Origin of the sequence: Pseudomonas sp. Bout1 (genome assembly GCF_034314165.1) — a bacterium.
Taxonomy (GTDB): Bacteria; Pseudomonadota; Gammaproteobacteria; order Pseudomonadales; family Pseudomonadaceae; genus Aquipseudomonas.
Window position 1 is genome coordinate 4,243,248 of the sequence record NZ_JAVIWK010000001.1, and the last position, 24,370, is coordinate 4,267,617.

Here is a 24,370-nt window from a genome sequence, read left to right on the forward strand (position 1 = left end):
GCTTTGGTTTTGCCTAACCTCTACGTTCAAAAAGCATAATTTGCGGCCGGCCGGCGCTTGATCACACTGGCACCTGTCGATGGTTGCTTATCATTAGGAAGCTCACATGTCAGTTGAAACAATAAACACCCTGGTGGTCGGCGCAGGCCAGGCGGGGGTCGCCATGAGCGAGCATCTGTCACTTATGGGCGTGCCGCACATCGTGCTGGAGCGCAGCCGCATCGCCGAGCGCTGGCGGTCGGAACGCTGGGACTCGCTGGTCGCCAATGGCCCGGCCTGGCACGACCGTTTTCCCGGTATGAAATTCGAGGGCATTTCCCCCGAGAGCTTCCCGCCGAAGGAGCGCATGGCAGCGTACTTCGAAGACTATGTAAACATGCTGAAGGCGCCGGTGCGTACCGGCGTCGAAGTGCAGCAAGTGGAGCGCCACACCGGCCGGCCCGGGTTCAAGGTGACCACCTCGGCGGGGGTGATTGAAGCGGCTAATGTGGTGGCAGCCACCGGGCCGTTTCAACGCCCGTCCATTCCGAACCTGGTGCCCAGCCAAGCCACGGTTCAACAGCTTCATTCCTCCACCTACAAAAACCCCGGCCAGTTGGCCGAGGGTGCGGTGCTGGTGGTAGGCGCAGGTGCATCAGGCTCGCAAATTGCCGAAGAACTGCAAAAAGCCGGGAAGAAAGTGTACCTCTCGGTGGGCGAACACTATCGCCCTCCCCGCGCTTACCGTGGCCGGGATTACTGCTGGTGGCTGGGTGCGTTGGGCCTGTGGGATGAGGTCAAGACCCAGCCGAAAAAGAAGCATGTGGCGTTTGCCGTCAGTGGCTATGAAGGCGGCAAGACGGTCGACTTCCGCCGCCTGGCGCACATGGGCATCACGCTGGTCGGCGTCACGCGCTCGTGGGATAACGGCGTGATGGAGTTTGAGCCGGGCCTGGCGGCCAACGTGGCAGAAGGTGACCGTGCCTACTTCGATGTGCTGCGCGATGCCGACGCCTATATCGAACAAAACGGCCTTGAGTTTGCGCCGGAGCCGCAAGCGTGGGAATTGCTGGCTGACCCGCAGTGCCTGGTGAACCCGATCATGAGCCTGGACTTGGCCGCAGCCGGCGTGACCACGATTCTGTGGGCCACCGGCTTCAGCTTCGATTTCAGCTGGTTGAAGGTGAATGCGTTTGACGAAAAAGGCGAGCCTTTCCATAAGCGCGGGATCTCGGCAGAGAGCGGGATTTACTTCTTGGGTTTGCCGAACCTGGTGAACCGTGCGTCTTCGTTTATCTATGGGGTGTGGCACGATGCGAAGTATGTGGCAGACCATATCGTCTTGCAGAACGACTACAAGGCATATCGCAAGCCTTGACTCACTGGCGCCCCTCCTGCATTCCCGGCAGACTGCCCGCATCGAGTTGAATCATTGCGGGGAACAACAGGATGGATCGGCTGGCGGCTATGGAAACCTATGTCTACGTGGTTGAGACCGGTTCTTTTTCTGCAGCGGCCAGGCGCCTGGACGTCGGGCAACCCGCCATTTCCAAAACCATCGCACAACTGGAAGAACACCTGGGTGTGCGCCTGCTGATCCGCTCGACGCGCGGGTTGACGCCCACCGAGGCCGGCACGCTGTTTTTCGAGCACGCCAAAAAAGTCATCGAGGGCGCAAACGAAGCAGAGCTCGCCGCTCGCGGGTCGGCTGCCGGGCTCACCGGCACCTTGCGTATTTCGGCGGCGACCACGTTCGCCCGGCTGCACATTCTTACGCACCTTGGCGAGTTCCTGGCGCTGCACCCTTTGCTGGATGTCGACCTGCGGCTGGATGACCGCTCGATGAACCTGATTGAAGAAGGCATCGACGTGGCCTTGCGCATGGGCGACCTCAGCGACTCGAACCTGACCGCGAGAAAAATCGCCCAGTGCCGACGGTTCGTGATGGCGACGCCGGCTTACTTCCAGCGGCGCGGCGTACCTGATTCACCCGCCAACCTGGTCGACCACGAAGCCGTGATCTACACACTGGGGGGCGGTGGCACCGCGTGGTCATTCAAAAAGGCGGGAGCCGAGCAGCCTGTCGTGCTGCGCGGCCGAATACGGGTGAGCGCTGCCGAGGGCGTGCGTACGGCGGTGTTGTCGAACTACTGCCTCACCGTCTCGTCAGAGTGGATGTTTACACCCGAGCTAGCGAGTGGCGAGGTGGTAGCGGTGCTTGGGGACTGGTCACTGCCCGACCTGAACCTGTGGGCGATATTCCCCACCGGCCGAATGGCAAGCGCCAAGGCCCGTGCCTTTGTCGACTTTGTCGAGCAGTTGATGGCGCGCCGTTAACCGCGTAGCGCGGGAAGCAGCTCGCAAGGATCCGGACGACGGGTGTAGTCCGGGTTGACCTCAGCGTAAGTGATCACGCCGTCCTGGCCGATCACGAAACGTGCCGGCATTGGCAACACCCACGCTGGGTTGTTGTTGAAGGCCGGCAGATCGTTACCGAACGACTTGTACAGGGCCACCAGGTAGTCGGGCAACGTGAAACGCAGGCCGAAGGCATCGGCAACCTCGCTCAGGGTATCGGACAGGATCGGGAAACTCAGCTTGTTCTCGCGCACTGATTTGCGGCTGTTCACGCCGTTCTGTGGAGAGATCGCCACCAGGCTTGCGCCCAGCTCACGGAACGCTGGCAACGCCTCTTCCAGCGCTTGCAGTTCCATGTTGCAGTACGGGCACCACACGCCCCGGTAGAAGGTAATCACCAGCGGGCCGTTGGCCAACAATTCCACTGAGGACACAGGGTTGCCGTCCGGGTCGTTGAGCTTGAATGCAGGGGCTTTGTCGCCGACCTTCAGCGCGCGTTCGGCCTGCCCGGTGGCGATCAGTTCTGCAGTGGCGCGTTTCATGATCACGTGGACTTGAGGGGGCGCGTTGTAGGGCGGTTTGCCGGCCACGAAGTCAGCGTTGAAGGCATCGAGTTTTGCTTGAAGAGTCATGTTCAGTTCCTGGGGTTGGACGCTTGGATATTTCGCCAGACAAGCATTCCTTTTTGCAGGACGCGGCAGTAGAGAGACCGCAAGCATAGGAATTATTCTTCGGGGGAATGCAAACTTTTCTTGCCGGTGAAAGCCAGCCCGAGCCGCTGAGAACCTCAAGCAGTGGGCACCAGGATCCAAGTCACTTCTTGCAAAATAACCCGCCTCGCCTCTATATTAAAAGCAATTGCTTGGTTAATTAATCCCGAGCCTGACGCCCATGCCATTCGCCGGGTTCCACACCGCGAACGCATTACAAGGAATCGTTGATGCACACCCAAGACAGCAGCTGGGGCGAGTTGCTCCGCGGCAAGAACGCCACCCGCTCCATCGCGCTTTCAGGCGGCATCGCGCTGTATGCCACCAACACGTACATCGCCACCACTATCCTGCCGTCGGTGGTCGCCGAGATCGGCGGCCTGGAGCTGTATGCATGGAGCACCACGCTGTATGTGGTGGCCTCGATCCTCGGCTCGGCCCTCACCTCCAAGCTGCTGCAACGCACCGGTCCACGGCTGGCATATGCGCTCGCAACAATGGTGTTCATGGTTGGCGTGTTGATTTGCGCCCTGGCGCCGAGCATGCCGGTGATGCTGGCCGGGCGCTTCATTCAGGGCCTGGGCGGCGGGATGTTGCTGGCGTTGTGTTATTCGATGATCCAGTTGGTCTTTGAAGAACGCCTGTGGCCGCGTGCAATGGCGCTGGTGTCCGGGATGTGGGGCGTCGCGACGCTGGTCGGGCCCGCAGTGGGTGGGGTGTTCGCCGAGATGGACGCCTGGCGTTTCGCCTTCGGTGCGATGGTGCCGGTGAGCCTGGCGTACATGGTACTGACCAGCCGCGCGTTGCCCCCACGCGACACCGCCGCGGCCTCGACCGCCCGTTTGCCGGTGCCACAGTTGGTGCTGTTGGCCGGCGCGGTGTTGGCGGTGTGCGCGGGCAGCGTCTCGCCGCTGCCGAGCTGGAACCTGCTGGGCATCGCGACCTGTGCCGTGCTGGTGTGGCTGCTGATCCGCAAGGAATCCAACGCCACAATCCGTCTTTTGCCCAGGGATGCGCTGAAGTTCAGCACCCCGCTCTGCGCGCTGTATGCGACCACCTGTTTGTTGATAATTGGCATGAGCAGCGAGATTTTCATGCCGTACTTTCTGCAGCACCTGCATGGCCAGTCACCGCTGATCGCCGGCTACATGGCGGCGCTGATGGCTGCGGGTTGGACCGTATCGGAAATCCTCAGCTCGGGCTGGACCGGCCGTGGTGCACACCGCGCCATCCTCGCGGGGCCGCTGTTTATTGTGGCCGGGTTGGTGATACTGGCAATCACTACGCCGATCGCCGGCGAGGGGGACTGGACGCTCTTGGCGCCTATTTGCCTCGGGCTGTTCCTGGTGGGTTTCGGCATCGGCCTGGGCTGGCCGCATCTGCTGACGCGCATCCTGCAGGTGGCCTCCGAGCAGGATAAAGACACGGCGGCCTCCTCGATCACCACCCTGCAACTGTTCGCCATGGCCATGGGCGCGGCGCTGGCGGGCGTGATCTCGAACATGGCCGGTATCAACGACGTGGCGAGCAATGCCGGTATTGCCAACGCAGCGCGCTGGTTGTTCGCGTTGTTTACCCTGGCACCGGTGTTGGCCCTGGTGATGGCGCTGCGGGCAACGCGGACGCAGGCCGGCGTCGGGGAGGAACTAACGGTGTCTTGAGACTGACACTGCGCTGGCACCTCACGCTCCCTTCTGAAAAAAGCCCTGAATGCCAGGGCTTTTTTTGCGTCTGCACTATTTTCTTCAAGTCACTTTCATTATGAAACTCACTGTGCAATATTACTCTCGTAATATTTAGCAACAGATTTGGAGAGCATCATGAAAAAAGCCAGCTTCCAGCCCATGCCCTGCCCGGTCGCCCGTGCCCTGGAGCACATCGGTGATGGCTGGAGCCTGTTGATCCTGCGGGATGCGTTCTACGGGCTGCGCCGTTTCGATGAATTCCTGACCAGCCTGGGGATCGCCTCAAACACCCTGACCCGCCGCCTGAACACGCTGGTGGCCAGCGGTTTGCTGGAGCGGCGCCCGTACCAGGACAACCCGCCGCGTCACGAATACCACCTGACCGAAGCCGGCCGCGACTTGCGCCAGGTCATCCTCACGCTGATGGCCTGGGGTGCGCGGCATGCCGGGGGCTCGACCAAGGTGTTTCTCGCCGACGAAGCCACCGGGCGCCCGGTGGTACTGGGCTTGATGGACGCCAACACCGGCAAGCCCATCACCCGCGATAGCCACCGTGTACATGTCGCTGCCGATGCCGAACCGTTGACCCTGTGGCGCGCGCGAACCGGCCGCGCCTACGCCGAAAAAGACCAACTGGTCAGCCCCTTCCCCCACTAAGACTCAATGAGGTCATTTCGCCATGGACGCTCACACCAGCGCTGTGCCCGAACCCACGAAAACATCCCGGCGCAAACAGGTGCTGCGCCTGGGCCTGCTGACCCTGGCCGTGGTGGGTGGCGTGTGGTACGCGAGCCACTGGTGGTTGGTCAGCCGCTTTGTCGAAGACACCGACGACGCCTACGTGGGCGCGGATGTGACGGTCATCAGCGCCAAGGTGCCAGGCTATATCAGCGAAGTGACCGTGCTCGACAACCAGTTCGTGCACGCCGGTGACGTGCTGGCCCGCATTGATGTGCGCGACTACCGCACGGCCCTGGCCAAAGCCGATGGCGCCGTGGCCGCGCAACAGGCCTCGCTCGCCAACCTGGACGCCACCGAACAACTGCAACTGGCGGTGATCAACCAGGCCAAGGCCCAGATCGACGCTACCGACGCCGAAACTCAACGGGCCAGCGACGATCAGGCGCGTTACCAGAACCTGGTGCGCAGCCAGGCTGTGTCGGTCGAAAGCGCGCAACGGGTCAACGCGGTGTGGAAGACCGCCCGCGCCGATCACTCCCGGGCGCAAGCCGGGTTGATGGCGGCCACCCGGCAAATCGACGTGATTGAAACCCAGCGCGGCCAGGCCCGTGCCGCGCTTCAGCAAGCCCAAGCCGAACGCGACCAGGCACAACTGAACATCAGCTACACCGAACTGCGTGCCCCGGTGGACGGCTATGTGGGCAACCGTCGCGCCAGGGTCGGTGCCTACGCCGCGGCCGGCAGCCAGTTGATCTCGGTGGTGCCGGCGAAAGGCTTGTGGGTAGACGCCAATTTCAAGGAGGACCAACTGGGGCGCCTGCAAATTGGCCAACGCGTGAATATCCGCGCCGATATCCTGCCGGGCCGTGAATTCCACGGGCACATCGAGAGCCTGGCCCCCGCCACTGGAGCGCAATTCAGTGTATTGCCGCCGGAAAACGCCACCGGCAACTTCACCAAGATCGTGCAGCGCGTGCCGGTACGTGTACGGCTCGACAGCAACGATGCTGACTTTGGCGCCCTGCGCCCGGGGCTGTCGGTGATGGCCCGGGTCAACACCGATGAGCCGTTCGACGACCAGGCCAGCGCACTCAAGGCCCAGCTATGAACAGCCCGTTGCCCACCCTCAGCACATCACAAAAGGTCGCGGCCTTCGCCACCATGTGCGTGGGCATGTTCATCGCCTTGATCGACATCCAGATCGTGTCCGCCTCGCTCAAGGACATCGGCGGTGGGCTGTCTGCCGGTGCAGACGATACCGCATGGGTGCAGACCGCCTACCTGATCGCCGAAATCATCGTCATCCCCATGTCGGGCTGGCTGTCGCGGGTGATGAGCACGCGCTGGCTGTTTGCGGCATCGGCAGCCGGGTTTACCCTCACCAGCCTGCTGTGTGCGATGGCCTGGAACATCCAGAGCATGATCGCGTTTCGCGCCTTGCAGGGTTTTTGGGTGGCTCGATGATCCCGTTGGTGTTCACCACCGCGTTCATGTACTTCAACGGCAAGCAACGGGTGATCGCCGCCTCCACCATCGGCGCCATCGCGTCCCTGGCGCCCACACTCGGCCCTGCGGTCGGCGGCTGGATCACCGATATTTCCTCCTGGCACTGGCTGTTCTACATCAACCTGGTGCCCGGCCTGTTCGTAACCTTTGCGGTGCCGATGCTGGTCAAGGTCGACCGCCCCAACCCGTCGCTGCTCAAGGGTGCCGACTACACCGGCATGGCGTTGATGGCGGTGTTTCTCGGCTGCCTGGAATACACCCTGGAAGAAGGCCCGCGCTGGAACTGGTTCAGTGACAGCACCATTTCCACCACCGCCTGGATCGCCGCCATCAGTGGCGGGCTGTTTATCTGGCGCTGCCTGGAAATCAAGGAGCCGATTGTCGATTTGCGCGCCCTGCGGGATAGAAACTTCGCCCTGGGCTGCCTGTTTTCGTTCATCACCGGTATCGGCATTTTTGCCACCATCTACCTTACGCCGTTGTTTCTCGGCAGGGTGCGCGGGTACGGCTCGCTGGATATCGGCCTGGCGGTGTTTTCCACGGGGATATTCCAGTTACTGGCGATCCCGGTGTACGCGCTACTGGCCAACCGCTTCGACTTGCGCTGGATCCTGATGTTCGGCTTGTCGCTGTTTGCCCTGTCGATGTGGGACTTCTCCCCTATCACCCACGACTGGGGCGCCAAGGAGTTGCTGCTGCCCCAGGCCATACGCGGGTTTGCCCAACAAATGGCGGTGCCGCCCGTGGTCACGCTTACCCTTGGCGCGCTGGCTCCCGACCGGCTAAAACTCGCCTCGGGGCTGTTCAACCTGATGCGCAACCTCGGCGGTGCCATTGGCATCGCGGCCTGCGCCACGGTACTGAATGACCGCACCAATTTGCACTTCTTGCGCTTGGCCGAGCATCTGAACATCCAGAACGAATCGATGAATGTGTGGTTGGAGCAGCTTTCCGGCAATGCCCAGTTGCTGGGGCAAAACAGCCTGGACGCCAGCCAGTTCGCGCTGCATCAACTGTGGGCGCTGACCTGGCGCGAGGCGCAGACGCTGACCTATGCGGATGCTTTTTTGATGATCATGGTGTGCTTCATCGTCGCCGTGTTGCTGGTGCCCCTGATGCGCAAGGTGCAGCCGCCGAAGCAGCCGACGGCGGATGCGCATTGAAGATGACGGCAGCCACGCCACGCAGGGTGCCGCATCATCGTGCCGGTGGCGTATCCGTCCGTGATACGAGCAATGCAAGCACGCAAGCCAACAGAAGAAACATGCCACTCACGATAAAAGTGGCCTGGTAGCCAGCCCCGTCATACAACACGCCCCCTAACGTCGCGCCGAGGGTGATAGCCAACTGAATGACAGCCACCATCAGCCCTCCTCCGGCTTCGGCATCCTGAGGCAATGTGCGCGATAACCAAGTGAACCAACCCACAGGCGCGCACGTAGCAACCAGCCCCCACACGCCCAGCAAAACGGCTGTAGCCAGCATTGAACTGCCATAGACTATTAACGCCATGGCAATGCCCGACATCAACAGCGGAATCAGCGTCAGCACTCGATAAAGACTGCGGTTCAGCAATGAACCGATCAGCATCGTACCCGCCAACCCGGCCATCCCGATGATCAGCAGTAGCAGGGATAAACCCGACACATCAACGCGGGTCACCGACTCAAGGAACGGGCGCAGATAGGTGAATAGCGCGAACTGCCCCATAAACAAAAATGCCACTGCCGCCATGCCCAGAAAGACGTTGAGGCGACCCAACAACCGAAAGACATCAACAGCAGACCCAGGCTCATCTTGACCAGGCATTTTCGGCAGGGTGAAGGCTTGCCAACACAGCGCCAGAGCCGCGAGTGGAACCACGCAAAAAAATGCACCTCGCCAGCCGATCAGCCCGCCCATAAAACTGCCAATCGGCGCTGCGACCGCCGTGGCGAGTGCGGTACCGCCCTGGATCAACGCGATGGCTTTAGGCACGAAAGGCTCAGGTGCAATCCGCATCATGACCGCGGTCGACATTGCCCAACTTCCTCCGATCGCTATGCCCAAAATGGCGCGCCCCACCATCAGTGTCGAGTAGTTCGGGGCAAAGGCAACGAGCGTGCCGGAGGCAATCATCAAGGCCGTCAGGAATAGCAAAACAGGCCTTCGGTCAAGCCTGCGAATGACGCTGGAGATGAACAGGCTGGTGATGACCGCGAAGAGGCCGGAAATCGAAATTGCTTGTCCAGCCTGCCCCTCCGTAAGCCCGAGATCGTTCGCAAGCGGCGTGAGCAAACTCACCGGCAGAAACTCGGAAGTCACAAGGGCGAAGGCGCACAGCGCCATCGCCAGGACTGCTCCCCATACCTGACGGCTCGCTGTTTGAGTAGGCAAAACGGTGCTGCTCATCGGGTCGGTCACTTCAGGTTGGTCTGGAAGAACGAGGTCAGTTTGGCAAAAGGAATCAGGTCGACTCGGTCGTAGAGATCCACATGGCCCGCACCTGGAATGATCACGAGCTCCTTGGGTTGGCCAGCCAGTCGATAAGCCTCTTCACTGAACTCACGGGAGTGAGCCTGTTCACCGGCGATGAACAGCATCGGGCGTGGCGAAATCGTCTCGATATCGTTGAACGGATAAAAGTTCATGAACTTGACGTTGCTGGTCAGCGTTGGGTGAGTGGTCAGCAGCGGTGATTGGCCTTTGGGGGTGAACTCACCGCGTGGCGTGCGGTAGAAATCGTAGAATTCGCGCTCTATCGCGTTGGATTTGTCCGTCAGTTCATGGACTGTCCCACTGGTGTATCGGGTTTCGCCGCCGGTGAACTCCGCATAGCGCTGTTCGGCAGCCGCGGCAATGCCTTGCTTCCTCTGCTCGACAGTGACGGAATGCTTCAAGCCGTTTCGGTTGGCTGCGCCCATGTCGTACATGCTGACCGTGGCAATCGCCTTCATTCGCGGGTCGATCTTTGCAGCGCTGATAACGAAGCTGCCGCTGCCACAAATGCCCAGGACACCAATCCGGTTTCGATCAACAAACGTCTGTGTGCCCAGATAGTCCAAGGCAGCACTGAAGTCTTCAGCATAGATTTCCGGCGACACCGCGTTGCGCGGCAGGCCATCACTTTCGCCCCAGAACGACAGATCGATGGCAAGGGTCACGAAACCCTGCTCTGCCAGCTTCTGCGCATACAGGTTCGAACTCTGTTCTTTAACCGCGCCCATGGGATGGCCAACGATGATCGCGGCGTTTTGGCTGCCCGGTTTCAAATCTTTTGGGAAGAACAGATTCCCTACGGTGTTCATCTGGTACTGATTTTTGAAAGTCACCTTCTGCATCGTGACCTTCTCACTTTTGTAAAAATTATCGGCTCCGTTAGACATGCCTGCTCCCAGTGCACAGAGCGACGACATCAGAAGGCCAAGCAAGACAACCAGTTTTCTCATGAGGTGCTCCCATCGTTGAATAGGTGCCGGCCAAGACCAGCAAGGGGTAAGGACCACGCCTGTGATAACAGACGAGGCTTGGCCTATTCTCCGTGAGTGCGTCATGCTTGATAATCTAATGAAAGCTTGTTGAAGCTATAAGTCAGACTAATCAATCCAGATAGGCCGCCTACGATGCCAAGACATAATCTGAATGACCTTCTGGCCTTTGTGACGGTCGCCAGGGCAGGCAGCTTTACACGGGCTGCGGCTCACTTGGGTGTCACACAGTCCGCGCTGAGCCAGGCTGTTTCCGGGCTTGAAAAGCGCCTGGAAATACGACTCCTGACACGCACCACTCGTAGCGTTTCGCCGACCAGTGCGGGTGAGCGCCTGATGCAAACCATCGGTCATCGCTTCGATGAAATCGAGGCCGAGGTGGATGCCTTGACCGAGCTGCGGGACAAGCCCGCAGGCACGGTGCGCATTACCTGTGGTGATTTTGTCCTGAGGACAATACTGCTTCCCCGGCTCACGCCGTTGCTCCTCGAATACCCCGATATCAAGGTTGAGTTTGATATCAACTATGGCTTCCGGGACATCGTCGCGGACCGCTTCGATGCAGGCATCCGATTTGGCGACACCGTTGATAAAGATATGATCGCCATCCCTATCGGCCCGCAGGTACGGATGGCTGTCGTAGGGGCGCCAGCGTATTTCGCCGGCAATCCCGTACCAAAAAAGCCACAGGATCTGGTGAATCACCGATGTATCGATATTCGCTATCCAACGCTTGGCGGGCTCGCTGTCTGGGAATTCGAAAAGCGTGGCCGCAAGGTCAACGTGCGCGTCGCAGGCCAAATCATTCTTAACACCAGCGCACATGTACCGGCTGCGGCCGTTAACGGCTTGGGCATCGCGTACCTGCCGGAAGAAGAATTTGCACCGCATATCGAGAATGGCCGCCTGGTACGAGTCCTGGAGGACTGGTGCCCGTTGTTCTCGGGTTATCACCTGTACTACCCAAGCCGTCGCTTGCCAACACCTGCCTTTACGCTTGTTCTGAATGCGCTACGAGCCGATGGCCCCTACTAGAAACGAGGCATTTGAGCAGTAAGAAACTGGGTGACCTCGTTAACCGCCACACTCTGTGGCGCAGTACTCACTGCGGCTTCCAGGCTGCACCATGGGTAATTCAGCCCTGATACCCATTCCATGACACCCGCCAGATCCGCCGCTGGAAGGGTTTTCATATGCTCGATAGTGATAGTGAGCTTTTCAACAAGCCCCGATTCGGCGCTGAACTGCCACTCATACACGCCGCACCCAACCCGGGCTTCTCCGGTGTTTTTGTCGGACATGCCCACCAGCCATTTGCACTGATAGGTTTTGGCCCCCGCCTCGGGTGGCTGCCCCAGGCAAAACGTATAGACGTTTTCAAAGGTCCGCCCGAATCGCCGTACCAGCACGTCGCCGATGCCGCCCACCCCTTCAACGTGGGGCGGGAACGAGATGGAACCGGTGCGCACCACCATGTCCAGGGTCGCCTCCGGAACAAACGCCCGGTTGAGCAAATGCGGACGGTTGCCGTCCTTGGCGAGTATGTAGTGCTGAATCGCGAGTTGAGCAGTATTCATGGTTTTTCCGTCGATTCCCTATCGGATGATGCTTAGGCCTTCTGGATCAGCCCTCAGAAGAAACAACGGGCTCATCAGCAGATTCAGTCGCCAGTTTCAATCGATCAGCTTTACTGATGTACTTGTCCTTGCGCGCAGGTGCCAATTTGGCGCTGGCCTTTTTGGCCTTGGCCTTGAACAACTGCTGTAGTTTTTTTTGACGATTCATGTGTTCTATCCGGTTTTTAATCAGTGCTTGCCGTTGTGATTATCCATCTTTCATGCCGCTATCGAAGCACATTTAATTCATGGCACTCCACAGCGCCACAGCGGTCTTTCCTAAACACACCTACTTTCGCCCTGCGGAGCCGACATGATCATCGTCCACCACCTGAACAACTCTCGCTCGCAACGCATCCTGTGGCTGCTCGAAGAACTCGGCCTGCCCTACGAAATCAAGCGTTACCAGCGCGACCCGAAAACCAACCTTGCGCCACCGGAGCTCAAGGCCATCAATGCGCTGGGCAAATCGCCGGTGATTGAAGACGGGCCCCACGTGCTGATCGAGTCCGGCGCGATTATCGACTACCTGATTCGCCGCCATGGCGACGGCCGCCTGCAACCCGATCCCGCCACCGCCACGTACGATGAGTACGTGCAATGGCTGCACTTCGCCGAAGGCTCGGCCATCCTGCCGTTGATGCTCAACCTTTACGTCGGGCGCCTGGGTGACGCCGGCGCGCCGTTGCGTCCGCGCATTGACGCGGAGCTGGCCAATTATTTGGGTTACCTGAACAACGCGCTGGGGCTGACGCCGTACCTGGTGGGTGAGGAATTGACTGGCGCGGATATCCAGATGAGTTTCATTGGCGAATTCGCCAGGGCCCAGGGCAAGCTGCAGGCGTACCCGAACGTGGCGGCGTGGGTACAACGGTTCCAGCAAAGGCCGGCGTATCGCAAGGCGCTGGAACAGGGTGGGGAATACGCGTTTGCGAAGTGAGGCACATGAGTGCCTCGGGGCCGAACGCCGACAACCCAGTTGTATTGCGTTAACCCCCAGAATGAGGATTACTGTAGGCCGTTTCCACTCCTGAGATGAACTCGCGATGTTCGAACTGGCCCCCATTTTGACCTACGTAGCCGTTGTTATCGGCCTGTTCCTGATCCCTGGCCCTGCCGTGCTGCTGGTAATCACCCGCACCCTGCAGGGTGGCCGCAAGGTCGGAATTGCTACTGGGTTGGGCGTGGCTTCGGGCGACCTGATCCATACGCTGTGCGCAGCGCTGGGCTTGTCCGCGATCCTGATGACCTCGGCCGTGGCGTTCAACGTGGTTAAAATCGTGGGCGCCTGTTACCTGATCTACTTGGGCGTGCGCGCCTTCATGGCCAAGCCTGGCGCAAGCACGCGCAAGGATCTGCCCACGGTGACAGCGGCCCAGGCGTATTTCCAGGCGGTGGGCGCTGAAGTGCTGAACCCGAAGACCGCGATTTTCTTTCTGGCGTTCCTGCCGCAGTTCATTCACCCGGAATCGGGTTCTTCCCTGGCTCAATTCGCGGTATTGGGTTTGATTTTTTCGGGGCTCAGTGCGGTGTACACCACGCTGATTTCGGTGGCGATCCGCCCGTTGAGCCGCTGGATGACGGGGCTTTCAAGGTTGCGTCGTTGGGAGGGGAAGATCATTGGGACGCTGTTCATGGGGTTGGGGCTGAAAATAGCGTTTCAGCAGCGTTAATCCGTAGTGCCGTGTTGAACCTGGGTCACTCGGTTGCAAACCGCTGCCTTTTAACCCGGTACATATCGCCATCCGCATGACTGAGCAGGCTGTCGGCGTCCTCACCGTCTGCCGGGTAAAACGCCACGCCGATACTGCAGGACGGCATCTTCACCGCGCCAAACTCAGCGCTCAGGGGCTGGGCCATCACCGCGAGTATCTGCTGTACCTTGGCAGCCACGGCCTCCGGCGACTGGATATCCGCCAGCAGCACGGTGAATTCATCGCCACCCATGCGTGCCACCAGGTCACTCTCACGTACACAGCCTTCCAGCCGCCGCGCAATCACGCAGAGCACGCGGTCGCCCAGGGCATGCCCGTGCACATCGTTGATGCCCTTGAAGTCATTCACGTCCAGAAACAACAAGGCCAGGGCGCTTTTGTGCTGGCGGGCCGCGTACAGGGCCTCGTCCAGCCGGTCATTGAACAGTGAGCGGTTGGTGAGGGCCGTCAGCGGGTCGTGATGGGCGAGAAAGCGCAGTTCTTCCTCGGCTTGCGTCAGGGCCGTGATGTCTCGTGCTACGCCAATCCGCGCGCCCACTTCCTGGGACCAGAAGGCCGCCCACAGGATGTGCACGACACTGCCATCCTTGCGCATGTAACGGTTGCGAAAGTCGACATGGGGCTTGCCATTCATCACCCGTACGATCGAGGCCCGGGTGCGCGCCAGGTCTTCAGGGTGCATATAGTTGGTGATCAGGGTGCCGGTGAGTTCGTCGGCGCAGTACCCCAGCAACGCTTCGCAGGCATCACTCACAAACACGATCTGGTTTTCACTGTCGACCACGAACACCGTATCCAGCATCAAGTGGATCAGTTTGGGATAGAGGGCGTGCAGGTCAATGGGCATAGGTCAGGGAAGCGTCTGGTTCGGGTGGGCCGATCATAGCCCGATCATGATGGATGGCGAAAAGGAATCATCGCGGGCGACTACATCAGCTACCTGGCGAATGCGCCCCATGTGTTTGAGGCACTTGAGGCGGATACCACGGCGGTGATGGTGATTGAACACCCTTGAGGAGTGGGCCGGTGCCTTCAGGCATGAATCGGCAGAGCCAACCCAAACAGCACAAAAAACCCGCCACACACCTTGTTGAATCGCCGGCCGGTTCGCGCCAGCCAAGGCCGCACCCGGTGCGCGGCGCTGGCCACCAGGTACTCAACGATAAACTCCACCACGGCGTAGGTCAGCGCGATGGTGAGGGTCTGCGCGATGATGCTGCGGTGCGGGTCCAGGAAGGGTGGAATGAACGCGGTGAACAGCAGCAACGCCTTGGGGTTTGAAATGGCCGATACCAGCCCCTGGCGGAACAGCGACCAACTGCGCGAGCTTGTCGTGCCGGTCGCCTCAAGACTGATGGGCGCAGCCCGCCACAGCCCGAAGCCCAGCCAGATCAGATACAGCCCGCCCGCCACCTTCAATGCCGTGAATAAGCTGGCCGACGCCTGGATAAGTGCACCCAACCCCAAGGCACACAGCGCCAGCACGATCGCAAAACCGAGCACGCCGCCGCTGATGGTGAACAGCGTTTTGCGGCTGCCATGCAGGGCGCCATGGGTCAGCGCCAATAGCGCATTGGGGCCGGGCACCACCGCGATGCCGCAGCAGGTAACCAGGTAAAGCAACCAGGTCTCAAAGGGCATGATCCGATCCAGTAGGTGTTGGTTCTGGGCAGAATGTTGCGGGTGAACAAACCTTCATGAAAAGCGCATAATTCAGGCCTTAGCCATTCGATTAACGAATAAAGGAAACCGCGATGCCAGCCAGCGATTTGCAACTCGATTGGCTTAAATGCTTTGTGGCCGTGGTGGACGCCGGCTCGCTGTCGGGCGCTGCCCACGAGGTCAATCGCTCACAGTCCGCCGTCAGCATGCAGATGAAAAAACTCGAGGCGGCCCTTGGGCGGCAACTGTTGAGCCGTGGCCCCAGGCACCTGCAACTGACCGCCGACGGCCAGACGCTACTCAGCTACGCCCGGCGCATGCTCGCCCTTCACGCTGAAACCCAGGCGGCGTTTCACGGTGAAGAACTGACCGGGCGCATCCGCCTGGGCGTCGCAGAAGACTACGCGGCCCGGTACCTCACGCCGCTGCTCAAGCGTTATTCGCCGCGCTACGCCGGCGTGGAAATCGAATTGACCTGTGAACAGTCGACCACGCTGATCCCGCGGTTGCGAAGCGGCGACCTTGATCTGGCGCTGGTGTCCAGGGACTCTCCCCAGAGCGGCACATTCCTGTTCAAGGAGCCCATGGTGTGGGTGGGCTCACCCCAGTTCGAACTGTGGCGGCGAAACCCGATTCCTATCGCGGTCTACGAAAGCGCAAGCCTGGCCCGGCGATATGCGGTGAACTCACTGACCCAACAGGGCCGCGAATTCAAGGTGGTGTACAACAGCTCCAGCCTTGCCGGCCAGGTGGCCGCCGTTGAGGGCGGACTGGCGATTGCCGCGATCACGCAGTGCACCGTACAAGACTCGCTTCAGGTACTGGGTGACGAACACGGTTTGGGCAGCATTGAACCCATGGAGGTTTCGATTCTGCGCAGCCGGGCGTCTCGTGGGTCCAAGGCGGTCAATAGCCTGCATGCGTTCATCATCCGGGCGCTGAGGGTTCAGCCTTAGTGAACAGAGCGTTTCGGCACAATCATCGAGCGCTTCGGCGCAATGCCATACCCCCGCGCTGTTTAGGATCAAGGCTCAAACCACGCCTGGATACCACCGCGATGAAACTCAAAACACTTGCCCCTGCGATCACCCTGGTCCTGGCCGCCAGCGGGCACGCCGCCAGCTTCTCACTCAGCAGCACGGACATTGCCGACCAGCGACCGCTGACGCGCCTGCAAGAATTCAGCGGCTTCGGCTGCAACGGCGCCAACACCTCCCCTGCCCTGGCCTGGAGCAACGCCCCGGCGGGCACCAAAAGCTTTGCCATCACCGTCTACGACCCCGATGCACCAACCGGCAGCGGCTGGTGGCACTGGACGCTGGTCAACCTGCCCGTTACCGTCACCCGCGTGCCGAGCAATGTCGGCACGCACCTGCCGGCCGGGGCGGTGCAAGGGCGCACGGATTACGGCCAACCCGGCTTTGGCGGCGCGTGCCCGCCAGTGGGTGATAAACCGCATCGCTATCAATTCACCGTATGGGCGTTGAAAGTCGACACGCTGGCGATCGACAATCAATCCAGCGGCGCCCTGGTCGGTTACATGCTCAATGCCAACAGCCTGGCCAAGGCCACAATCACGGCCCCTTACGGACGCTAGTCACGATGGATGTTCACGAAGGTTTGCGGCACCGGGAAAGCATCATCGAACGCTGCGTGATCAGGGCCCGGCAACACCACACCCTGCAACGCGTGCCGATCTTCGTGACCGCCCTGTGCCGCGTGCGCCAAGGGCAAAAACGGTTGCAGTGGGACGCGCGCGAAATGCGTGCCGGCCCCCAGCATTTGATTTTACTGCCGGCGGGCCGCGAGCTCGGCGTGACCAACTTTCCCGGCGCCCAGGGTGACTACATCGCCGATGTGGTGTCGTTTCCGGTACCGGTGCTGCGCAACTTCGTTGCCCGGTATGGCGCGCAGTTCAAGGGCAGCCTGAATACCGACCTGTGCGTGCGCCTGGACAAACAGACCCGCCAAGCCTGGGACCAACTGTTGATTGCACTCAGCTCAGGCGCCCCGGCGGCCTTGTGTACTCACTATGGTGAAGCCGTGCTGCTGTGCCTGAGCCTGGCCGGCCAGGCGGGGCCGTTGCTGATGGATCGCAATGATCCGTTGAGTGAGCGGGTGCAGCGGCTGATCGGCAGCAACCTGTCCCGGGACTGGACCGTTGCCACGGTTGCGCAGCAGTTGAATCTGGGGGAATCCACTTTGCGCCGGCAGCTGGCCAACGAGGATGCGAGCTTCAGGTCCATTCTGGAAAATGTTCGGCTGGGGGCGGCGTTGCAGTGGCTGCAAACCTCCAGGGATTCCATTGGGGAGATTTCCAACGCGTGTGGGTATGCGTCGGCTTCACGGTTTGCGGTGAGGTTTAAGTCGCACTATGGGCTTTCGCCGCGCTCGTTGCGGGCGGCGATGTGAGGTCCACACACTACCTGAGTGGCCCGTACCTGTGGTGAGGGAGCTTGCTCCCGCTGGACTGCGCAGCAGGCCCAGTTTTTGGGGCCGCTGCGCGACCCAGCGGGAGCAAGCTCCCTCACTACAGGTACGATGTTAATGGCTGAAATTTCTCATCGGGGAAATTTGCAACGCGTGTGGCGTATGCGTCGGCTTCACGGTTTGCGGTGCGGTTTAAGTCGCATTATGGGCTTTCGCCGCGCTCGTTGCGGGCGGCGATGTGAGGTCCACACATTACCTGAGTGGCCCGTAACCTGTGGTGAGGGAGCTTGCTCCCGCTGGACTGCGTAGCAGGCCCAGTTTTTGGGGCCGCTGCGCAACCCAGCGGGAGCAAGCTCCCTCACTACAGGTACGATGTTAATGGCTGAAATTTCTCATAGGGGAAATTTGCAACGCGTGTGGCGTATGCGTCGGCTTCACGGTTTGCGGTGAGGTTTAAGTCGCACTATGGGCTTTCGCCGCGCTCGTTGCGGGCGGCGATGTAAGGTCCACACACTACCTGAGTGGCCCGTAACCTGTGGTGAGGGAGCTTGCTCCCGCTGGACTGCGCAGCAGGCCCAGTTTTTGGGGCCGCTGCGCAACCCAGCGGGAGCAAGCTCCCTCACTACAGCTGCGATGTTAATGGCTGAAAATTTCTCATCGGGGAAATTTGCAACGCGTGTGGCGTATGCGTCGGCTTCACGGTTTGCGGTGAGGTTTAAGCCGCACTATGGGCTTTCGCCGCGCTCGTTGCGGGCGGCGATGTGAGGTCCACACACTACCTGAGTGGCCCGTACCTGTGGTGAGGGAGCTTGCTCCCGCTGGACTGCGCAGCAGGCCCAGTTTTTGGGGCCGCTGCGCAACCCAGCGGGAGCAAGCTCCCTCACTACAGGTAAGATGTTAATGGCTGAAATTTCTCATAGGGGAAATTTGCAACGCGTGTGGCGTATGCGTCGGCTTCACGGTTTGCGGTGAGGTTTAAGTCGCACTATGGGCTTTCGCCGCGCTCGTTGCGGGCGGCGATGTAAGGTCCACACACTACCTGAGTGGCCCGTAACCTGTGGTGAGGGAGCTTGCTCCCGCTGGACTGCGCAGCAGGCCCAGTTTTTGGGGCCGCTGCGCAACCCAGCGGGAGCAAGCTCCCTCACTACAGCTGCGATGTTAATGGCTGAAAATTTCTCATCGGGGAAATTTGCAACGCGTGTGGCGTATGCGTCGGCTTCACGGTTTGCGGTGAGGTTTAAGCCGCACTATGGGCTTTCGCCGCGCTCGTTGCGGGCGGCGATGTGAGGTCCACACACTACCTGAGTGGCCCGTACCTGTGGTGAGGGAGCTTGCTCCCGCTGGACTGCGCAGCAGGCCCAGTTTTTGGGGCCGCTGCGCGACCCAGCGGGAGCAAGCTCCCTCACTACAGGTGCGATGTTAATGGCTGAAAATTTCTCATCGGGGAAATTTGCAACGCGTGTGGCGTATGCGTCGGCTTCACGGTTTGCGGTGAGGTTTAAGTCGCATTATGGGCTGTCGCCGCGCTCGTTGCGGGCGGCGATGTGAGGTCCACACACTACCTGAGTGGCCCGTACCTGTGGTGAGGGAGCTTGCTCCCGCTGGACTGCGCAGCAGGCCCATTTTTTGGGGCCGCTGCGCGACCCAGCGGGAGCAAGCTCCCTCACTACTGGTGCGATGTTAATGGCTGAAAATTTCCCATCGGGGAAATTTGCAACGCGTGTGGCGTATGCGTCGGCTTCACGATTTGCGGTGCGGTTTAAGTCGCATTATGGGCTTTCGCCGCGCTCGTTGCGGGCGGCGATGTGAGGTCCACACATTACCTGAGTGGCCCGTACCTGTGGTGAGGGAGCTTGCTCCCGCTGGACTGCGCAGCAGGCCCAGTTTTTGGGGCCGCTGCGCGACCCAGCGGGAGCAAGCTCCCTCACTACAGGTACGATGTTAATGGCTGAAATTTCTCATCGGGGAAATTTGCAACGCGTGTGGCGTATGCGTCGGCTTCACGGTTTGCGGTGAGGTTTAAGTCGCATTATGGGCTGTCGCCGCGCTCGTTGCGGGCGGCGATGTGAGGTCCACACATTACCTGAGTGGCCCGTACCTGTGGTGAGGGAGCTTGCTCCCGCTGGACTGCGCAGCAGGCCCAGTTTTTGGGGCCGCTGCGCGACCCAGCGGGAGCAAGCTCCCTCACTACAGGTACGATGTTAATGGCTGAAATTTCTCATCGGGGAAATTTGCAACGCGTGTGGCGTATGCGTCGGCTTCACGGTTTGCGGTGAGGTTTAAGTCGCATTATGGGCTGTCGCCGCGCTCGTTGCGGGCGGCGATGTGAGGTCCACACATTACCTGAGTGGCCCGTACCTGTGGTGAGGGAGCTTGCTCCCGCTGGACTGCGCAGCAGGCCCAGTTTTTGGGGCCGCTGCGCAACCCAGCGGGAGCAAGCTCCCTCACTACAGGTACTTAGTGGTTACTGAAGGGCTTTGGCAACTGCATCAAAAGCATACATATCGTCAATCACCTTGCCACCCGTGGGCTTGGTCTGTGCCTGCCACACAACAATCACCACATTCTTAGTCGGGTTGATGTAAACGTATTGACCAAACGTACCGGCCGCCGTAAAGGCTTTATCGGCCTTGGAAGCCGCCGTCCAGCCCGGCCACCACATGGAAGCAAAGTCACCGTACGCCGCGTCTGAGCCCGTGGTCGCGCTGGCAAAACTCAGCCAGCCTTTAGGCAACACTTGCTGCCCGCCCGCCTTGCCGCCGCTGAGTACGAACTGTCCAAACCGCCCGTAATCCTCAAGCGTTGCGCTAATACCGCTGCCGCCCACTTCATTGCCATTGGTGCCGTCGAGCCACCATTTGGCATCGGTTTGCATGCCATACGGTGCCCAGATCTTCTCGCTCAGGTATTGCGTGAGTGGCTTGCCCACCGCGGCGCTGACCAACTGCCCCAACACTTGTGTTTCACCGGTGCTGTAGTTGGTGCGCGTACCAGGCGGCGCCGCCGTTTGCAGGCTGGCCATGAATTTCAGGAGCGACCCCGGCACTTGCTCGCTGCGCAGTTTGATCAAGTGGCGTTCGTCTGAGGTGGGGTCGGTATATTGCTCGTTCCACTTGATCCCGGAGCGCATCGACAGGATCTGCCGCACGGTGACCTGGTCGTAACCGCTACCCGCCAACGCCGGCAAATAGCGGGTGACCTTGTCATCCAGGCTCTTGATGGCGCCGTCCTGCAGGGCCGCGCCCACCAGGGTCGAGGTGATGGACTTGGCCACCGACATCGACATCCACCGGGTGTCGGCGGTGTTGCCTTTTTCGTAACGCTCATCAACGATCTTGCCGTTTTTGAGCACCAACAACCCGGTTACCCGGTTGATCGCCACGTAGTCATCCAGGCTGTAGTGCTTGCCTTTGTAGTCAAAGGCCACCGGGCCAAGTGGCTCGCTGCTACGCGGTAACGGGAGCGGATGGCCGCCCGCCTTGATCGTGCGCGTGGGGAACAACCGGTCCGTATTGCGGAAGGTCGTCACCGCCAGCTCCTCACTGAGCCTGCCGTCATAGATAGCCTGCACATCGCCAATCGGCTCGTGTGCAAATGGGTAGGGCTTCGCAGGTTCCGCGGTGGCGGCGCAGGCGGTCAACGACAGCGCAAGTGTCGAAGCACAGATCAATACGTTAAGCGAACGGCGTTCAACGAGCGATGAAGGGCGATGGATCACGGGCATAAGCACCTCTTTGTTATTGTTTGATCGGTCTTAAAACGCATCGGCACATCAGCACAACTGACAGGCCGGAACTCAGGATGCAGCGCAGGATTTTTTCTGGCGCGCGGGATCGGGCCGGATTACACGCGGAGTTGGGCCATGGGGAATCGGGTGGGTGTGCACACAAGCGCACGCTCTGCGCTGGGCGTCTTATCGATGAGACTGATGATTACTATCGAACTGCTCGTCTATTGGCTTACCAAAACCGATTCCTATAATCGCCTCCACTTTCTCCCTCCCGTCTGTCCGCAGGCGAAATCTCCTCCCGGAACCCAACACCATGCCAAGCGCAAGCCGGGCCCCTAGCGGCCTCCCCGAACATAATCAACAAACCGTCACGCAGCAGTGGCTGGCGATTCTCTCGGTGGCCGTGGGCGCCTTCGCCCTGGTCACCAGCGAGTTCCTGCCGGTGGGCGTACTCAACGACGTCGCCGCCGACCTAGGCATCAGCGCCGGCCACGCCGGCCTGATGGTCACCCTGCCTGGCATCATGGCCGCCCTCGCCGCCCCGTTGCTGTCCATCGGCATTGGCGCCATGGACCGTCGCTACCTGCTGATCGGCCTGACCCTGATCATGATCATCGCCAACATGGTGGTGGCCTACGCCAGCGACTTCAGCCTGCTGCTGTTCGGCCGCGTACTGCTGGGCATCAGCATCGGCGGCTTCTGGGCCACGGCCATCGCCCTCAGCGGCCGCCTGGCGCCCAAGGGCGTGGGCGTCGCGAAAGCCACCTCGATCATCATGATGGGCGTGACCCTGGCCACCGTGCTCGGCGTGCCCGTCGGCACCTGGCTGAGCGGCCTGATGGGCTGGCGCATGACCTTCCTCGTTACCGCGCTGGTGGGCATCCCGGTGCTGTTGGCACAGATGTTCCTGCTGCCGCGCCTCGAACCGGAAAAAGCCATTCGCGTCAGCGACCTGCCGGCGTTGTTCATCAACCCCCAAGCCCGGGTCGGCCTGATCGCCGTACTGCTGATCGGCCTGGCGCACTTTGCCGCCTACACCTACGTCGCGCCCTTCTTCAAAAACAGCTCCGGCTTCGACGGCCCGACCATTGGCTCGCTGCTGCTGCTCTACGGCGCGGCCGGGGTCATGGGTAACGTCTTCGCCGGCTTCGCCGCCAACCGCAGCGTGCGCAACACGCTGCTGCTGGTCGCCCTGATGATCGGCACCAGCACCGCCCTGTTCCCCTACTTCGCCACCGGCATGAGCGGCGCCGTGATGCTGATCGCCCTGTGGGGCTTTGCCTTCGGCGCCTTCCCGGCCTGCGCGAGCATCTGGATGTTTGTGGTTGCACCCAAGGATGTGGAGCGTGGCATGCCACTGTTTGTCGCGTTGTTTCAGGTGATCATTGCCCTGGGCTCGTTCTTTGGCGGACAGATTGTCGACAAGCTGGGGACTTCGGTGCTGTTGAGTTTGGCGACGGCGCTGGTGGGCGCCGGGTTTGTGACGGTGCTGGTGTTGGGGCGCAAGGTGAGTAATAGCCTGGCGGCTCAACCTGCCTGATCAGGGAAAACAGGACTGATTGATTTCAGTCCTGTGGTTTGAGGCAGTGAGCACGGCACCTTGCTCCATTGCCTACAGTTGCGTCAGAATCCGCCGGCTTGTGCACCTGGGTTGGCGTCTCTAAGGTTGCTCGGTCGCTGAAACCTCAGTGATCGGGTTTAGTAGCCCTGGATTATCCGAGCAATGTGCATGAGCTTCATCTATCAGACGTCTTTAGTCTGTGCTTGATGGTGGCTGTGCGCAGGGCGTCTTCGGGCGCGCCGGTCTTTGTTTGGATTCCCGGTCTACTAACCTGTGCACAGCTGCCACCCCATTCGTTTAGTAGCGAAAAGGTGGCGGCACACATAGAGAATCCAAACAATGTTCAAGGTAACGCCGAATCCTCCGGGAACTGCCGATTTGAAACTCAACCAAGCCGCGCAACGTGCCTTGGATCACTATCTCAATCCCTCCTCCGCCCAAACCGCCCCGCCGTCGGGTGCGCTGTTCAGCGTGGCTGCTGATGTGAGCAGTGAAAGCCTGATTACCAATAGCTATGAAACCTTTACCTCGGTCAGTGCATTGCTGCTTGATCTGTCGGAAGAACTGAGCGGGAAAGACCGTGATGTGGCGCTGGCTATTCACCAGTTGAGTGAGTTGGGGGTGCTGTTGATGGGTAAGCTGATGGATCGGGAGGTGCCTTGTAGCTGAAGCCGGACGTTGTCCAAGCCGCTCAATGTGTAAAGACGAAAGCCGTCCGAATCGGAATCGAATAAATCAAACATTGCTGCCGCAGGTAACTAGTAGTACCCAAGCATTTGCAACGTTCTGGCAAGACTCAGGACAGGCTGTAATTTTTCATCAAGTAACGTCCACCACTCGTGCTCAACCCATTCACCAGTCTCTATCTGTTGCATGGGTGGCATCCAATCTTTATGTCGATCGAAAACATCCGGGATGGCTCGCGCTAGGGCTGATAGTTCATTTTGGGTAAATCCCTTTTTTTGAAGATCAACGGCCTTCGCCAGCGCCAGACGATAATCTTCAACGTAAGTCATCGCTGGAGTGGAACTAGCGACCCGTATCAGTTCGGGCAGTGCTGACTCTAGTTTCTTAAGCTGACTCAATCTATCCGCGTTCGTGTAACGGTATTCAGCCATTGTGATTCCCTACTCTCTGTTGGCTAGCTGCACCAAGATGCACTCTTGAACCTGCGTGATCGCCTATGAAGCGCGTTATCCAAGGTGAACATCGAGGCCAAAGTACTTTACTTCCCGAGAGCCTCGATGACTATGTCAGCGACATGGAATCG

The 24,370-nt window shown here is 60.1% G+C and carries 22 protein-coding genes and 3 pseudogenes; 16 read left to right on the forward strand and 9 right to left on the reverse strand.

What is annotated here, in order from left to right:
- Positions 1 to 106: 106 nt before the first annotated feature.
- Both RGV33_RS19705 and RGV33_RS19710 read left to right on the forward strand, forming a co-directional pair.
- The gene (locus tag RGV33_RS19705; protein WP_322145732.1) at positions 107 to 1,357 is read left to right on the forward strand and encodes an NAD(P)/FAD-dependent oxidoreductase; all 1,251 of its coding nucleotides are present in this window, start codon (positions 107 to 109) and stop codon (positions 1,355 to 1,357) included.
- Between the two features lie 71 nt (positions 1,358 to 1,428).
- Complete coding sequence (locus RGV33_RS19710) at positions 1,429 to 2,316, forward strand: LysR family transcriptional regulator (protein ID WP_322145733.1); 888 nt, start codon at positions 1,429 to 1,431, stop codon at positions 2,314 to 2,316.
- Here RGV33_RS19710 and RGV33_RS19715 read toward each other — a convergent pair.
- Entirely contained in the window at positions 2,313 to 2,969 is a 657-nt protein-coding gene (locus RGV33_RS19715) for a peroxiredoxin-like family protein (protein ID WP_322145734.1), read from the reverse strand. The genes RGV33_RS19710 and RGV33_RS19715 overlap by 4 nt on opposite strands.
- Positions 2,970 to 3,277: 308 nt before the next feature.
- On the opposite strand from RGV33_RS19715, the gene RGV33_RS19720 reads away from it, so the two are divergent.
- The 4 genes and pseudogenes from RGV33_RS19720 (at position 3,278) to RGV33_RS19735 (ending at position 8,082) form a co-directional block, all read left to right on the forward strand.
- Positions 3,278 to 4,708, forward strand: coding sequence for an MFS transporter (locus RGV33_RS19720; RefSeq protein WP_322145735.1), 1,431 nt, complete (start codon positions 3,278 to 3,280; stop codon positions 4,706 to 4,708).
- A gap of 159 nt (positions 4,709 to 4,867) precedes the next feature.
- A complete protein-coding gene (locus RGV33_RS19725) occupies positions 4,868 to 5,389 on the forward strand; it encodes a helix-turn-helix domain-containing protein (protein ID WP_322145736.1) in 522 nt (173 codons plus the stop codon).
- A 22-nt stretch (positions 5,390 to 5,411) separates the two neighbouring features.
- Positions 5,412 to 6,521 carry an HlyD family secretion protein gene (locus RGV33_RS19730; protein ID WP_322145737.1) on the forward strand — a complete coding sequence of 370 codons (1,110 nt, stop codon included), beginning with the start codon at positions 5,412 to 5,414 and terminating at the stop codon, positions 6,519 to 6,521.
- Positions 6,518 to 8,082, forward strand: a pseudogene (locus tag RGV33_RS19735) (DHA2 family efflux MFS transporter permease subunit). Before RGV33_RS19730 ends, RGV33_RS19735 begins: the two are co-directional and overlap by 4 nt.
- A gap of 34 nt (positions 8,083 to 8,116) precedes the next feature.
- Here RGV33_RS19735 and RGV33_RS19740 read toward each other — a convergent pair.
- Together RGV33_RS19740 and RGV33_RS19745 are read right to left on the reverse strand one after the other, a co-directional pair.
- Positions 8,117 to 9,310 carry an MFS transporter gene (locus tag RGV33_RS19740; RefSeq protein WP_322145738.1) on the reverse strand — a complete coding sequence of 398 codons (1,194 nt, stop codon included), beginning with the start codon at positions 9,308 to 9,310 and terminating at the stop codon, positions 8,117 to 8,119.
- An 8-nt stretch (positions 9,311 to 9,318) separates the two neighbouring features.
- Positions 9,319 to 10,347 (reverse strand): alpha/beta hydrolase, encoded by a 1,029-nt coding sequence (locus RGV33_RS19745; protein WP_322145739.1) that lies wholly within the window; start codon positions 10,345 to 10,347, stop codon positions 9,319 to 9,321.
- Between the two features lie 174 nt (positions 10,348 to 10,521).
- Here RGV33_RS19745 and RGV33_RS19750 point away from each other — a divergent pair, with 174 nt between their 5' ends.
- Complete coding sequence (locus RGV33_RS19750; RefSeq protein ID WP_322145740.1) at positions 10,522 to 11,421, forward strand: LysR family transcriptional regulator; 900 nt, start codon at positions 10,522 to 10,524, stop codon at positions 11,419 to 11,421.
- On the opposite strand, the gene RGV33_RS19755 is transcribed toward RGV33_RS19750, so the two are convergent.
- Together RGV33_RS19755 and RGV33_RS19760 are read right to left on the reverse strand one after the other, a co-directional pair.
- Positions 11,418 to 11,963, reverse strand: coding sequence for a hypothetical protein (locus tag RGV33_RS19755; protein ID WP_322145741.1), 546 nt, complete (start codon positions 11,961 to 11,963; stop codon positions 11,418 to 11,420). The genes RGV33_RS19750 and RGV33_RS19755 overlap by 4 nt on opposite strands.
- A 46-nt stretch (positions 11,964 to 12,009) precedes the next feature.
- A complete protein-coding gene (locus tag RGV33_RS19760; protein WP_322145742.1) occupies positions 12,010 to 12,171 on the reverse strand; it encodes a DUF2986 domain-containing protein in 162 nt (53 codons plus the stop codon).
- Between the two features lie 144 nt (positions 12,172 to 12,315).
- On the opposite strand from RGV33_RS19760, the gene RGV33_RS19765 reads away from it, so the two are divergent.
- On the forward strand, positions 12,316 to 12,942 hold the full coding sequence (locus RGV33_RS19765) for a glutathione S-transferase (protein ID WP_322145743.1): 627 nt from the start codon (positions 12,316 to 12,318) through the stop codon (positions 12,940 to 12,942).
- A gap of 106 nt (positions 12,943 to 13,048) precedes the next feature.
- Positions 13,049 to 13,675, forward strand: coding sequence for a LysE family translocator (locus RGV33_RS19770; RefSeq protein WP_322145744.1), 627 nt, complete (start codon positions 13,049 to 13,051; stop codon positions 13,673 to 13,675).
- Between the two features lie 25 nt (positions 13,676 to 13,700).
- On the opposite strand, the gene RGV33_RS19775 is transcribed toward RGV33_RS19770, so the two are convergent.
- Positions 13,701 to 14,564: a sensor domain-containing diguanylate cyclase gene (locus RGV33_RS19775; protein ID WP_322145745.1), complete on the reverse strand. Its 864-nt coding sequence runs from the start codon at positions 14,562 to 14,564 to the stop codon at positions 13,701 to 13,703.
- A 72-nt stretch (positions 14,565 to 14,636) separates the two neighbouring features.
- On the opposite strand from RGV33_RS19775, the pseudogene RGV33_RS19780 reads away from it, so the two are divergent.
- A pseudogene (locus RGV33_RS19780) lies at positions 14,637 to 14,732 on the forward strand (DNA-binding protein); the annotation flags it as partial.
- Positions 14,733 to 14,749: 17 nt separating this feature from the next.
- Here RGV33_RS19780 and RGV33_RS19785 read toward each other — a convergent pair.
- Positions 14,750 to 15,358, reverse strand: a complete 609-nt coding sequence (locus RGV33_RS19785; protein ID WP_322145746.1) for a LysE family translocator — start codon at positions 15,356 to 15,358, stop codon at positions 14,750 to 14,752.
- Positions 15,359 to 15,471: 113 nt separating this feature from the next.
- Here RGV33_RS19785 and RGV33_RS19790 point away from each other — a divergent pair, with 113 nt between their 5' ends.
- From RGV33_RS19790 to RGV33_RS19835, 4 genes and pseudogenes are all read left to right on the forward strand, one after another.
- Positions 15,472 to 16,335 carry a LysR family transcriptional regulator gene (locus tag RGV33_RS19790; protein WP_322145747.1) on the forward strand — a complete coding sequence of 288 codons (864 nt, stop codon included), beginning with the start codon at positions 15,472 to 15,474 and terminating at the stop codon, positions 16,333 to 16,335.
- Positions 16,336 to 16,436: 101 nt separating this feature from the next.
- Positions 16,437 to 16,976 carry a YbhB/YbcL family Raf kinase inhibitor-like protein gene (locus tag RGV33_RS19795; protein WP_322145748.1) on the forward strand — a complete coding sequence of 180 codons (540 nt, stop codon included), beginning with the start codon at positions 16,437 to 16,439 and terminating at the stop codon, positions 16,974 to 16,976.
- Positions 16,977 to 16,981: 5 nt separating this feature from the next.
- The gene (locus RGV33_RS19800; RefSeq protein ID WP_322145749.1) at positions 16,982 to 17,791 is read left to right on the forward strand and encodes a helix-turn-helix transcriptional regulator; all 810 of its coding nucleotides are present in this window, start codon (positions 16,982 to 16,984) and stop codon (positions 17,789 to 17,791) included.
- Between the two features lie 1,715 nt (positions 17,792 to 19,506).
- Positions 19,507 to 19,618, forward strand: a pseudogene (locus tag RGV33_RS19835) (AraC family transcriptional regulator); the annotation flags it as partial.
- A 655-nt stretch (positions 19,619 to 20,273) separates the two neighbouring features.
- On the opposite strand, the gene RGV33_RS19850 reads toward RGV33_RS19835, so the two are convergent.
- Positions 20,274 to 21,533: a serine hydrolase domain-containing protein gene (locus tag RGV33_RS19850; protein WP_322145750.1), complete on the reverse strand. Its 1,260-nt coding sequence runs from the start codon at positions 21,531 to 21,533 to the stop codon at positions 20,274 to 20,276.
- A 319-nt stretch (positions 21,534 to 21,852) separates the two neighbouring features.
- Here RGV33_RS19850 and RGV33_RS19855 point away from each other — a divergent pair, with 319 nt between their 5' ends.
- Together RGV33_RS19855 and RGV33_RS19860 are read left to right on the forward strand one after the other, a co-directional pair.
- Positions 21,853 to 23,079 carry an MFS transporter gene (locus RGV33_RS19855; protein ID WP_322145751.1) on the forward strand — a complete coding sequence of 409 codons (1,227 nt, stop codon included), beginning with the start codon at positions 21,853 to 21,855 and terminating at the stop codon, positions 23,077 to 23,079.
- A 360-nt stretch (positions 23,080 to 23,439) separates the two neighbouring features.
- A complete protein-coding gene (locus RGV33_RS19860) occupies positions 23,440 to 23,769 on the forward strand; it encodes a DUF6124 family protein (RefSeq protein WP_322145752.1) in 330 nt (109 codons plus the stop codon).
- A gap of 89 nt (positions 23,770 to 23,858) precedes the next feature.
- Here RGV33_RS19860 and RGV33_RS19865 read toward each other — a convergent pair whose 3' ends face one another.
- Complete coding sequence (locus RGV33_RS19865) at positions 23,859 to 24,218, reverse strand: hypothetical protein (RefSeq protein ID WP_322145753.1); 360 nt, start codon at positions 24,216 to 24,218, stop codon at positions 23,859 to 23,861.
- Positions 24,219 to 24,370 lie beyond the last annotated feature (152 nt).